The sequence below is a fragment of the Aeromonas veronii bv. veronii genome (assembly GCF_000820225.1).
In the GTDB taxonomy this organism is placed as follows: domain Bacteria; phylum Pseudomonadota; class Gammaproteobacteria; order Enterobacterales; family Aeromonadaceae; genus Aeromonas; species Aeromonas veronii.
In genome coordinates, this window is the sequence record NZ_CDDK01000031.1 from 163832 (window position 1) to 176076 (window position 12245).

Annotated in this window: 12 protein-coding genes; all 12 read right to left on the reverse strand. The window is 58.5% G+C overall.

What is annotated here, in order from left to right; all coding sequences use genetic code 11:
• Positions 1–2: 2 nt before the first annotated feature.
• On the reverse strand, positions 3–593 hold the full coding sequence (gene rnhB / locus BN1139_RS13330; RefSeq protein WP_013724019.1) for a ribonuclease HII: 591 nt from the start codon (positions 591–593) through the stop codon (positions 3–5).
• A 118-nt stretch (positions 594–711) separates the two neighbouring features.
• Complete coding sequence (lpxB, locus tag BN1139_RS13335) at positions 712–1851, reverse strand: lipid-A-disaccharide synthase (protein ID WP_005349774.1); 1140 nt, start codon at positions 1849–1851, stop codon at positions 712–714.
• Complete coding sequence (gene lpxA, locus BN1139_RS13340; protein ID WP_005349773.1) at positions 1844–2635, reverse strand: acyl-ACP--UDP-N-acetylglucosamine O-acyltransferase; 792 nt, start codon at positions 2633–2635, stop codon at positions 1844–1846. The genes lpxB and lpxA overlap by 8 nt, the downstream gene beginning before the upstream one ends.
• 5 nt (positions 2636–2640) lie before the next feature.
• The gene (gene fabZ / locus BN1139_RS13345; protein ID WP_005338559.1) at positions 2641–3102 is read right to left on the reverse strand and encodes a 3-hydroxyacyl-ACP dehydratase FabZ; all 462 of its coding nucleotides are present in this window, start codon (positions 3100–3102) and stop codon (positions 2641–2643) included.
• Positions 3103–3126: 24 nt separating this feature from the next.
• Positions 3127–4146, reverse strand: a complete 1020-nt coding sequence (gene lpxD, locus BN1139_RS13350) for a UDP-3-O-(3-hydroxymyristoyl)glucosamine N-acyltransferase (RefSeq protein ID WP_005338561.1) — start codon at positions 4144–4146, stop codon at positions 3127–3129.
• 3 nt (positions 4147–4149) lie between these two features.
• The gene (locus BN1139_RS13355) at positions 4150–4662 is read right to left on the reverse strand and encodes an OmpH/Skp family outer membrane protein (protein ID WP_005338563.1); all 513 of its coding nucleotides are present in this window, start codon (positions 4660–4662) and stop codon (positions 4150–4152) included.
• A 149-nt stretch (positions 4663–4811) separates the two neighbouring features.
• Entirely contained in the window at positions 4812–7343 is a 2532-nt protein-coding gene (gene bamA / locus BN1139_RS13360; RefSeq protein ID WP_005349772.1) for an outer membrane protein assembly factor BamA, read from the reverse strand.
• Between the two features lie 34 nt (positions 7344–7377).
• The gene (gene rseP, locus BN1139_RS13365; RefSeq protein WP_005349771.1) at positions 7378–8730 is read right to left on the reverse strand and encodes a sigma E protease regulator RseP; all 1353 of its coding nucleotides are present in this window, start codon (positions 8728–8730) and stop codon (positions 7378–7380) included.
• Positions 8730–9926, reverse strand: coding sequence for a 1-deoxy-D-xylulose-5-phosphate reductoisomerase (gene ispC, locus BN1139_RS13370; protein ID WP_005349770.1), 1197 nt, complete (start codon positions 9924–9926; stop codon positions 8730–8732). Before ispC ends, rseP begins: the two co-directional genes overlap by 1 nt.
• Positions 9926–10783, reverse strand: a complete 858-nt coding sequence (locus tag BN1139_RS13375; RefSeq protein ID WP_013724021.1) for a phosphatidate cytidylyltransferase — start codon at positions 10781–10783, stop codon at positions 9926–9928. Before BN1139_RS13375 ends, ispC begins: the two co-directional genes overlap by 1 nt.
• A gap of 27 nt (positions 10784–10810) precedes the next feature.
• Positions 10811–11587 (reverse strand): polyprenyl diphosphate synthase, encoded by a 777-nt coding sequence (gene uppS / locus BN1139_RS13380; protein WP_005338574.1) that lies wholly within the window; start codon positions 11585–11587, stop codon positions 10811–10813.
• Between the two features lie 72 nt (positions 11588–11659).
• On the reverse strand, positions 11660–12217 hold the full coding sequence (frr, locus tag BN1139_RS13385; protein ID WP_005338576.1) for a ribosome recycling factor: 558 nt from the start codon (positions 12215–12217) through the stop codon (positions 11660–11662).
• Between the last annotated feature and the right edge of the window lie 28 nt (positions 12218–12245).

The following is a 12245-nucleotide window of genomic DNA, read 5'->3' on the forward strand; positions in this document are numbered from 1 at the left end:
GTCTACTCGATCCCCAGTGCACGGCGCACCGGTTTGAAGCTCTTGCGATATTCGGGCAACGGGCCACGCTCGGCCAGAATGGCGAGGTGCTCAGCGGTCGGATAACCCTTGTGACGGGCAAAACCATATTCGGGATGACGGCTGTCCAGCTCGGTCATCTCGCCGTCGCGGGTCACCTTAGCGAGGATCGAGGCGGCACTGATGGCGGCCACCAGGCTATCGCCCTTGACCACAGCGCGCGCTTCCATCGGCAATGCCGGGCAACGGTTGCCATCGATAAAGACCAGCTCGGGGGTGACCTTCAGTCCCGCCACGGCGCGCTGCATCGCCAGCATGGTGGCATGCAGGATGTTGAGCTCGTCGATCTCCGCCGGGCTGGCGCGACCGATGGCCCAGGCGAGCGCTTTCTCTTTGATCTCGTCAAACAGCGCCAGCCGCTTCTTCTCGGAGAGCTTCTTGGAGTCGTTGAGCCCCGCGATCGGATTGGCGGGATCGAGAATGACCGCAGCGGTGACCACGTCACCCACCAGCGGGCCACGGCCCACTTCGTCCACACCGGCAACCAGCTTGTCGTCAGGAATATCGATCATCATCTTGTAGCCTTGAATCAAAACAGGCCCCGTGGGGCCTGACAGGGGTCGACTGGCGCGGCATTACCGCTCGAAAACGAATGTACGGGTAGCGCGGCGCAATCGACGGTCCGAAATAGCGTTATCTGACGAGCAGATCCGCCACCGCATCGGCGGCCTGCGAGTCGGCATTGCAGCGGATCAGCTGGTGCAGCTCGGTGAAGGTGTTGACCAGCGCACTGTTGTCGTGCTCGAAGTACTTGCTCACCTCTTCCACCAGATTCTCCGGGGTGCACTTGTGCTGGATGAGTTCCGGCACCAGCATGCGACCGGCCAGCAGGTTGGGCAGAGAGACAAATTCGGTCTTCACCAGTCGCTGGGCCAGCCAATAGCTGAAGGGTTTAAGCTTGTAGCCCACCACCATCGGCTTTTTCACCAGCATGGCTTCGAGCGCTGCGGTGCCGGAGGCCAGCATCACCACGTCGGCGGCGATCATCGCCTCGCGGCCCTGCCCTTCCAGCAGCACCATGTCGAGACCCGGCGCTACCTCAGCCTTGATGGCCATAAACTGCTCGCGCCGTTTCTGGTTGACCAGCGGCACGATAAAACCGAGATCCGGATAGCGCACCGTCAGGTGTTTGCACGCTTCGAGAAACAGGGGGGACATAAAGCCCACTTCCGCCGTGCGGCTGCCCGGCAGTACCGCCAGCCAGCGGCGGTTGGCATCGATGCCCAGCTTGCGACGCACGGCAGCCTGATCCGGCACCAGCGGAATGTCATCCGCCATGGTGTGGCCAACAAAACGGCAAGGGGCGTCGAAGCGGTCGTAGAAGGCTTTCTCGAATGGCAGGAAGGCGAGCACCATGTCGGTAGCGGCCTTGATCTTGTGAATGCGGTTCTGGCGCCAGGCCCACACAGAGGGGCTGACATAGTGAACCGTCTTGATACCGGCGCGGCGCAGTTTCAGCTCCACTCCGATATTGAAATCCGGTGCATCCACACCGATGAAGATATCGGGCGGATTGGCAATAAAGTGGCGCAACAGTTCGCGACGGACTTTGAGGATGCGCGGCAGACGGCCAAGCACCTCGGTGATCCCCATGACGGAGAGCTCTTCCATCTCGAACAGTGCCTTGACGCCGAGGGCCTGCATCCGCGGCCCGGCGATCCCTTCGAACTGCGCATCCGGGTAGCGGGCCTGCAGCTCACGCACCAGACCGGCAGCCAGAATGTCGCCGGAGACCTCTCCGGCGACGATACCGATACAAACCGGATCAGGCACGGATGATCCCGCGCTCGTTATCTTTGAGGAAGTCCACATAGAGCTGGACGGCCGGTTCGGCTTGCGCCATCTCGATCAGCACCGGCAGCACCTCTTCGATGGTCTTGCCGGAGCGGAAGATCTCTTTGTAGGCACGCTTGACGGCAGAGATGGCCTCGGCGCTGAAACCGCGGCGACGCAGCCCTTCGGAGTTGACCCCGAACGGCTTGGCGTAGTTGCCGGCGGCCATCACGTAAGGTGGCACGTCCTTGTTCAGGGCGGCGCAGCCACCGACGAAGGCGTGGGAGCCGACGCGGCCAAACTGGTGAATGGCGGAGAGACCACCAAAGATCACGAAGTCACCGATCACCACGTGGCCCGCCAGGGTCGCGTTGTTGGCGAAGATGCAGTTGTCACCGATGATGCAGTCATGGGCAACGTGAACGTTGACCATGAACAGGTTACCGCTGCCCACTTTGGTCAGGCTCTGATCCTGAATGGTGCCACGGTGGAAGGTGCAGTTCTCGCGAATGACGTTGTTGTCGCCAATCTCGAGGAAGGTGCGCTCACCGGCATACTTCTTGTCCTGGCAATCCTCACCGATGGAGGTATGCTGGAAGATCTTGTTGCCGCAACCAATCTTGGTCGGGCCCTTGATCACCACATGGGAACCTACCCAGGTGTTGTCACCGATTTCCACCTCGGCGCCGATGACAGAAAAGGGGCCGATTTCAACCCCTTTACCGATCACGGCAGACTCATGGACGATGGCAGTATCGTGAATGATGGCAGTCTGGTCGATCACGTGTGTTAAACCTCGCGTTTGGCGCACATCAGCTCGGCGGTACAGACCACTTCACCGTCGACGGTGGCGACACCGGTGAACTTGGCAATACCGCGACGCTCTTTCAGGAACTCCACGTCCAGCACCAGTTGATCACCGGGGCCGACCGGGCGCTTGAAACGAGCGTTGTCGATTGAGGCAAAATAGTAGAGTTCGTTGGGAGACGGCTTGCCCACCATGGTAAAGGCCAGGATACCGGTGGCCTGTGCCATCGCTTCCAGGATCAGTACGCCCGGGAACACCGGCTTGGCCGGGAAGTGCCCCTGGAAGATCGGCTCGTTGAACGAGACGTTCTTGATGGCGCGCAGGGTTTTGCGCTCATCGCTGATCTCGTAGTCGTCTACACGATCCACCATCAGAAACGGATAACGGTGGGGCAGCAGATCCATGATTTCCTGGATACCCAGGCTCTTCTTTTCAGTAGTCAAAACAGTACCCTATACCAATCGTGATTATTCTTGATCCAGCTTCTTCTCAAGCTTGCTTAACCGCTTGTGCATCTCTTCGATACGCATCACCCGGGCGGCGGTCTTGCGCCACTCTTTATTGGTTTGCAGAGGGATGCCGGAAGAGTAGACACCGGGCTCGGTAATGGGTCGCATCACCATGGCCATACCGGTGACGGTGGCCTGGTCGCAGATCTCCATATGCCCGTTAAAGACGGAAGCGCCGCCAATGATACAGTATTTGCCGACCTTGAGACTACCAGCCATCACGGTAGAGCCCGCCACGGCGGTGCCATAGCCGATCTCCACGTTGTGGGCGATCTGGCACTGGTTGTCGATGATGACGTTGTCAGCGATGCGGGTATCTTCCAGCGCACCGCGATCAATGGTGGTACAGGCACCGATCTCGACCCGGTTGCCAATAGTCACACCGCCGAGCTGGGGGATCTTGATCCACTCACCACGCTCGTTGGCATAACCGAAACCATCGGCGCCGATCACTGTGCCGGATTGAACCAGACAGTCGGTACCCATGGTCACATTGTGATAGAGGGTGACGTTGGCCCACAGCCGGGAGCGGGCTCCCAGCCGGGTATTTTTGCCAACAAAACAGCCCGGGCCAATGCGTACATCGTCACCCAGCACGACACCGGATTCGATCACTGCATTGGCGCCGATGGCCACTCTCTCGCCCAGTTGCACGTCAGCCGCGATAACGGCACTCGGATGAATATCCGTGGCCGGCTGCGGGGTGGTGTCCAGCAGTTGGGCTACCCGGGCAAAGCCCACATAGGGGTCTTTGAGCACCAAGGCATTGGTGGGACAAAATGGCAGATCCGCTTCTGTAATGAGCACGGCGGTCGCCTTGCTCTGCTCCAGATAGTGCCGGTACTTCTTGTTGGACAGGAAGGTGATATCCCCCTCCCCGGCCTTTTCCAGTGTCGCTACCTTGCGGATTTCCAGGGTTCCGTCGCCATGGACCTGGGCCCCCAGTTGCTGGGCCAGCTGTGCGAGAGTGAATGCCATCAATTAGTTGCTCTTGCTTACCTGAGAAATAACCTGGCCGGAGATGTCCAGCTTGCTGGCGGCATACGGGGCGGCATTGCGCTCCAGCACCAGATCGTAACCATTGCTCTTGGCGATGGAATCGATGGCAGCCTGCACCTTGGTCAGGATCTTGTTGCGCTCTTCGGACTGACGGCGGCCGTTGTCCTGCTCAAAGGCTTGACGCTTCTGGTTGAACTCCATCTGCAGCTTGGCCAGCTTCTCCTGGTTCTGCTTCTTCTGCTCGGCGCTCATGAAGGCTTCATCCTTGCGGAACTTCTCGACCAGCTTCTGGCCTTCCTGTTCCAGCTTTTGCAGCTCACGCATACGCGGCTCGAATTCACCTTTCAGCTTGGCTGCAACGGCTTCACGCTGGGGCAGCTTTTGGAAGACTTCGCCCATATCAACCACGGCGATCTTGGTCTCAGCGAAGGCAGAACCCATGCCGGCAGCCATCAGTGCAAAGCTCAAACCAGCTACTTTCAACGCTTTATTCACACTTACTCCTTGTTCCCTCATGGCGAGGGCTACCTGATTTACCCGATTATGCAAGCGGCGTTAGGACCGTCTTGTTACCTGGTGAGGCACGCATACCGCGCGTCCCATCATTGAAGACCCCCACCGCATGGGTGGGGGCGAAACTCTGCTTAGAAAGTACGACCGATGTTGAAGGAGAAGAACTCGGTGCGATCCCCTTCGTATTTCTTGATCGGCTTGGCCAAGGCGAACACCAGCGGGCCCATCGGCGAGAGCCACTGCAGGGAGACACCGGCAGAGACCCGGATATTGCCCGGGCTGGAGTAGTCCTGGCTCAGATAGTTGCAATCAGAACCGGCGGCGCAAGGATATGCTCCGTTGGCAAAATCAGTGCTCCAGACGGTACCTGCATCCATAAAGACGGTGGAACGGATCTGCGGACGATAGGTCTCGGAGACGAACGGGGTCGGGAAGACCAGCTCCAGTGTTGCAACGGCCAGAGCGTTACCGCCCACCGAGGTGTCGGAACCTTCATAACTGCCGGTCTCACAAGGTTGACTGCCAGTACAAGTGCCAACCCCCGGTTTGTTGTAGGTCTTGTAAATCGCCTTGGGACCAATGGTGTTGCTCTTGAAGCCACGTACCGTATCGAAACCACCGGCATAGTAGTTCTCGAAGAACGGCAGCATGGGGTCATCGCCATAGCCGTTACCGTAGGAGACGCGCCCCTTGCCGATCATCACCCAGTTATGATCCGCATCGAGCGGGAAGTAGTGGGCATCTTCGGCGGAAAGCTTGTAGTACTGCAGTTCCATGCCCGGCACGGTCACCTTGGCGTTGACACGCTGGCGGTCACCGGCTGTCGGGAACATCCCCTTGTTCAGGGTGGAGCGGGTCCAGCCAGCGGTGACATCGACGGTCACAAAGTCGAGGTTGGAACCATCCTGTGAATAGAGATTCCAGAACTGATCCATCTGCACCGACTGGCGATTATCGTTCCACTGATCCCAGCAATAGGTATTGCCGTCAGTATCCGGATTGTCCTTTAGACATTCCTGATAGTTCTGGCTATTGAATGAGGGACGGCTCAGCTTGGTGCTCTCGATACCGGTACTGAAGTCGAGACGGTTGAACTCGTTGACCGGGAAACCGCTGGAGAGACGGAAACCGATGGTTTCGTTCTCGTAATCGACAATATCAGCATCATCGGCGCGGAACTGGTTGTAGTAGACCCGACCACCCAGGCTGACACCATCTACGGTGAAGTAGGGGTCGTTGTAGCTCAGGTCAACGTTCTTGGAGTAGTCGTTGGTGCTGGCGTTGATGGAGACCTTTTTACCGGTACCCATAAAGTTGTCCTGGGAGATCCCCGCCTGCAGGCTCAGACCCGATTCGGTACCGTAACCGATACCGGCGTTGATGGAGCCTGCTGGCTGCTCCTTGACCTTGAAGTCAAGGTCAACCAGGTCATCGTTGCCCGGCACCCGCTTGGTGTCCACTTCGACGCTCTCAAAGTAGCCAAGGCGGTTGAGACGACTCTTGGACTGCTCGATGTTGTCGGAGGAGAGCCAGGTGCCCTCCATCTGGCGCATCTCGCGACGCAGTACCTGATCTTCGGTGGTGGCGTTACCGCTGAAGTTGATGTTGCGCACATAGACACGGGGGCCCGGCTCAATGTTGACGATCAGCTCCACTTCCTTGGTCTTGTCATTGATCTGCGGGAAGGTGACAACTTTCGGATAGGCATAACCGTAACGGCCGAGGAACTTGGAGAGCACCTCTTCGGTATGAGTCACCTGACTGGCAGAGTAAGTGCTGCCGGCAGCGATCGGGATCAATCCCTTCATCTCGCCACCGCGATCGATCAGGTCACCCTTGAGCTGGACACCGGAGACCTTGTACTGATCCCCTTCCTTGATGTTGAGGGTAACGTAGACGCCCTTCTTGTCGGGGGTCATGGAGACCTGGGTAGACTCCTGCTGGAAGCGGATATAACCGCGATCCATGTAGTAGGAGCGCAGGGTCTCGATATCGCCGGCCAGTTTCTGCTTCTGATAGCGCTGATCGGCGGTGAAGTTCCACCAGGGCACTTCGTCGCGCAGGGAGAGCTGGGCAATCAGCTTCTCTTCAGGGAAGACGCTGTTGCCGACGATGTTGATCTGCTGGATCTTGGCCGCTTCCCCTTCCACGAAGGTGAACTTGAGGTCGACCCGGTTGCGCGGCAACGGGGTGACGATGGCCTTGACCTTGGCGGAGTATTTACCCACGCCATAGTAGAAATCTTCGAGTCCCTTCTCGAGGGAGGTGAGTACGGTGCGATCCAGCGGATCACCCACACGGATACCGGAAGACTCCAGACTCTGGGTCAGTTGCTCCTCTTTGATATCCTTGTTGCCGGCAAACTCGATGCTGGAGATGGTCGGACGCTCCTTTACCATCACTTGCAGCACCTGGCCGTCACGGTAAACCTTCACATCCTCGAAGTTACCCGAGGCATAGAGCTTTTTGATGGCGCTGGCCAGAGCCACGGAGTCGACGGTATCACCGACCCGGATCGGCAGGTTCAACAGTGCGGCACCCAGGGTCACCCGTTGCAGACCTTCGACTTGGATATCTTGCACCACAAAAGAGGCAGGGGCCGCCTGGGCCAGGAAACTGGCACCCAGCAGGCAACTCAACACCAATGCTTTTTTAACAGCCATTTTGTTCTTATGTGTCCTTGTTGATGCTCTGGCCTCAGAGGCGAGCGAAATCGTTAAACAGCGCAATGCCCATCAATAACATCAGAATGGCGGCGCCGATCCTGAAACCCACTTCCTGTATTTTCTCTGATACCGGCTTGCCGGTGACCGCTTCGATCAGGAAATAGACCAGATGGCCACCATCGAGCACCGGCAGGGGGAACAGATTGATAATCCCCAGGTTGACGCTGATCAGCGCCAGAAAACTCAAGAAATAGACCAGACCATAGTCGGCACTGCTACCGGCGCCCTTGGCAATGGAGATGGGGCCACTCAGGTTGTCCAGCGACACGATGCCACCGATCAACTTGCCAATCATGTCAAAGGTGAGCGTGATCAGGCTCCAGGTCTTGTCCGCGCCATGCCACAGCGCCTGCAAAGGCCCATACTGTAACAGAATTCGATATTCATCCGGTAATGGAACCAGTTGCGGTGAGAGACCGACGAATCCAACCAGCTTGCCCTGCACCTTGCGGCTATCGGGGGTCAGGGTCACGTTGAGATCACTGTTGTTGCGCTCAACCACCACTTGCAGGGGTTCGCCCGGTGCCTGCTGCACCAGCTCGACAAACTGGGCCCACGCGGTAATAGGCTGATCGCCGACCTGTTTGATACGGTCACCGACCTGCAGCCCCGCCTTTTCACTGGCACTCTTGGCCACCACAGCAGCCACGACGGGCAGCACTTTGCCACTCAGGGGGACAATCCCCAGACTACCGATGGGCGACTCTTTATCCGGATCGAAGGTCCAGCCGGTCAGCGACAAGGTTTTGTCGGTGGCATAGCTGGTATTGGGTGCCTGCACCTTGAGAGTCACAGCATCATCACCCAAATGACTGATAAGGGCGTAAGTGACGCTCTCCCAATCGCCGGTCTGCTCATCGCCGACCCCGACAATCTCCATCCCCGGCAGCACACCCGCCTCGGCAACGATGGATGCCGGACGCACCTCACCGATCACCGGCTTGACGCTCGGCACCCCGATGATAAACATCAGCCAGAGGGCAAACAGGGCAAACACGAAGTTGGCCATGGGGCCTGCGGCGACAATCGCCATCCGCGCCCAGACACTCTTGTGGTTGAAGGCGTACTGCTCGTCACCGGGCTTGAGCTCGTCGACCCGGCCATCGAGCATCTTGACGTAACCACCGAGGGGAATGAGCGCCAGCACATATTCGGTGCCATCCTTGCCCATCCGGCGCCAGATCGCCTTGCCAAAACCGATGGAGAAGCGCTCAACCTTGACGCCACAGCGACGGGCCACCCAGAAGTGACCAAACTCGTGCACCGCGACCAGCAGGCCCAGCGCAACAACAAAGGCACCGATATTCCACAACACAACGCCCATCAGCCAAGATCCTCAATCAAAGTGTGAGCACGGGCTCTTGCCGCACCATCCAGGGCAAACAGATCATCGAGCGAGCCGACGGCGCTGCTCTCCAGCGCCAGCATCACTGCCTCGTTGATCCGGGCAATATCCATAAAGCCGATGCGCCCGGCCAAGAAGGCGGCAACCGCCTCCTCGTTGGCCGCATTGAGCGCAGTGGTCGCCGCTTGTCCCTTCTGGCAGGCATTGATGGCCAGCGCCAGACAGGGGTAGCGATCGTAATCAGGCCGGATAAAGCTGAACTCTCCGACACTGAAGAAATCCAAAGGTTCCACACCGGAAGGGATGCGATTGGGATAAGCCAGCGCATGGGCGATGGGGGTACACATATCCGGATTGCCAAGCTGGGCCAGCACGGAGCCATCCTTGTACTGCACCATGGAGTGGATCACCGACTGGGGGTGGATCACCACCTGGATCTGCTCGGGCGCCGCATTGAACAACCAGCGCGCCTCGATGTACTCCAGCCCCTTGTTGATCATGGTGGCGGAGTCGACCGAAATCTTGGCCCCCATCGACCAGTTGGGATGGGCGATGGCCTGCGCCGGCGTCACCTTCGCCAGCTCGCTGATCTCGGTGTAACGGAACGGGCCGCCAGAACCGGTCAGCAAAATCTTGCTGATCCCCGCCGCCGCCAGATCGCAAAAACAGGGCTGGCGCTGCACGGCGGTCGGCAGACACTGGAAGATGGCATTGTGTTCGCTGTCGATGGGCAGCAGCTCGGCGCCATGTTCGCGCACGGCTTCCATGAAGAAAGCACCGGACATCACCAGCGCCTCCTTGTTGGCCAGCAAAATACGCTTGCCGGCACGTACCGCGGCCATGGTCGGGGCCAGTCCGGCCGCCCCCACAATGGCGGCCATCACGCTATGGGCGTCGGGGTGAGCGGCAACCTCGCAAAGGGCTGCTGCACCAGACATGACCCGGGTCGCACTGCCGTGCGCTTTCAGACGGGCAGCCAGTTCACGGGCGGCATCCTCATCGACCATCACGGCAAAACGGGGGGAGAATTCGAGGCAGTCCCGCAACATGGCATCCACGTTGCGGGCGGCGGTCAACGCCAACACTTGCCAACTGCCCGGATTATGGCGCAGCACTTTCAAGGTACTCTGACCAATGGAGCCGGAGGCCCCCAGAATAACCAGTGACTTGTGCATCAAAACTCCTGACTGAGTAGCAGATAACTGAGCAGAAACACCGGCAGGGCGGCGGTCAGGCTGTCGATCCGGTCGAGAATCCCGCCATGACCCGGCAACAGGGTGCCGGAGTCCTTGATGCCCGCCTCGCGCTTGAACATGCTCTCAGTCAGATCGCCGAGTACGGAGGCAAGCACCGCCAGCAGAGAGCAAAACAGCACGGTGATCATCTTGGCAGGAACAAATCCCATCGACCAGGTAACGCCGATGGCCAGCAGGCTGGCGGTAAAGAGGCCGCCACACATCCCTTCGATGGTCTTGCCCGGACTCACAGCCGGTGCCAGCTTGTGTTTACCGAACGCCTTGCCGAAAAAATACGCGCCAGAATCTGCCGCCCAGACCAGTCCCATCACGAACAACAGGATCCAGGCGCCCATCATGGGGTCATGGTAAAAGTTGTAACCACGGATGGCGACCAGCGACCAGAAGAAGGGAACCAGGGTCACCAGACCAAACAGCGACTTGAGCCAGATAGACTCTTTCCACAGCTTGGCGCTTTGGGGATAGCGCAGTACCAGCAGCAGACCCAGCAGCCACCAGCTTACCGCGGTCCAGAGCACGCCCATCACGAGAGGGTGCAGGTGGGGCGTCCAGAGTTGCTCCACCGGCAGCCAAAAGAGGCTGGTACCGAGCAACAGACAAAATACGATGGGCAACCATTGCTGCGGAGCAGCAGAGACAAACCCGCTCCATTCGCGACTGGCCAACAAAAACACCAGCGCAGCCAACAGGGCAAAAAATTTCAATGGCAGAAAGAAGAGCGCCCCCAACACCAGGGGGATCAACATCAAAGCAGTAATAATTCGTTGTTTTAGCAAAAGAAACCTCTCTCTTGGGAGCGGGGTTTAGCCGGTCTGCTGCTCGGCGATCAATTCCCGTATCTGTTCACCCGTGCAACCGAAGCGACGCTCGCGGGCAACGAAAGAGGCAACCGCCTCACTGAACTCGGCCTCGTTGAAATCGGGCCACAATACTGGGGTAAAATAGAGCTCGGCATAGGCGAGCTGCCATAACACAAAGTTGCTGATGCGATGATCGCCACCAGTGCGGATCAACAGGTCCACGGGTGGCAGATCGGCCATGCAAACCTCGCGGGTCAGCATGGATTCATCAATGTCGTCAGCGGCCAGTTCACCGGCCGCCACTGCTTTAGCCAGCTTGCGGGCCGCCTGGGCGATATCCCACTGGCCGCCATAGTTGGCCGCAATGTTCAGGGTCAACCCCTTGTTATTGGCGGTCAAGGCTTCCGCCTTGGCGATTTTGGCCTGCAACCGCTCACTAAAGCGAGCAGTATCGCCAATCACCTTGAGCCGGATCCCGTTGTTGTGCAGTTTCTGCACCTCACGACCCAGCACTGTGATGAACAGTTCCATCAAGGCACTGACCTCCCCTTCCGGGCGGCGCCAGTTCTCGCTGGAGAATGCAAACAGGGTCAATGCCTCGATCTTGGCACGCGCAGCAAAGGTAACGGCCTCGCGCACTGACTTGACGCCCGCCTTGTGGCCATAAACCCGCATCTTGCCTCGGTTCTGGGCCCAGCGACCGTTACCATCCATGATGATGGCGACGTGACGGGGTAAAGACGAGTTGGCACAATCACCCAACGCAGCCAAAAGCGACATGTAATTCTCCCACAAAGACAAAAGCGCCGTGCAGGGGCACTACACGGCGCTCGTAATATACCTTTCAGACGGTTAGATTTCCATTAGCTCCTTCTCCTTTACGGCAAGGGCCTCATCGACCAGCTTGATGTAGGAGTCGGTCAGTTTCTGGATCTCTTCCTGGGCGCGACGGTCATCGTCTTCGGAGATCTCTTTGTCCTTCAGCAACGCTTTCAGGTCGGCGTTGGCGTCACGACGGATGTTGCGCACGGCAACACGAGCGTTTTCCGCTTCGGCACGGACGATCTTGGTCAGGTCACGACGACGCTCTTCGGTCAGCGGCGGCAGCGGCACGCGCAGGGTCTGGCCATTGCTGGACGGGTTCAGGCCCAGATCGGAGGTCAGGATCGCCTTCTCTACCGCCTGGATCATGGAGCGGTCAAAAATGGAGATGGAGAGGGTGCGAGCATCTTCTGCCACGACGTTGGCCAACTGTTTCAGCGGAGTGGCAGCACCGTAATACTCAACCTGGATGCCGTCGAGCAGGCTCGGGTGAGCGCGGCCGGTACGGATCTTGGACATTTGGGTCTTGAGCGCTTCTACGCTCTTGCCCATACGGTCCTTGGCGTCGTTTTTAATCTCGTTGATCACAGTGGTTTTCCTTTTGGCGAACGAGCCG

Bases quoted from the DNA above. Each gene is read 5' to 3' on its own strand.
- uppS (WP_005338574.1), bottom strand. From the start codon at position 11,587: ATGTCGCTTTTGGCTGCGTTGGGTGATTGTGCCAACTCGTCTTTACCC.
- ispC (WP_005349770.1), bottom strand. From the start codon at position 9,926: ATGCACAAGTCACTGGTTATTCTGGGGGCCTCCGGCTCCATTGGTCAG.
- rnhB (WP_013724019.1), bottom strand. From the start codon at position 593: ATGATGATCGATATTCCTGACGACAAGCTGGTTGCCGGTGTGGACGAA.
- lpxD (WP_005338561.1), bottom strand. From the start codon at position 4,146: ATGGCATTCACTCTCGCACAGCTGGCCCAGCAACTGGGGGCCCAGGTC.
- bamA (WP_005349772.1), bottom strand. From the start codon at position 7,343: ATGGCTGTTAAAAAAGCATTGGTGTTGAGTTGCCTGCTGGGTGCCAGT.
- rseP (WP_005349771.1), bottom strand. From the start codon at position 8,730: ATGGGCGTTGTGTTGTGGAATATCGGTGCCTTTGTTGTTGCGCTGGGC.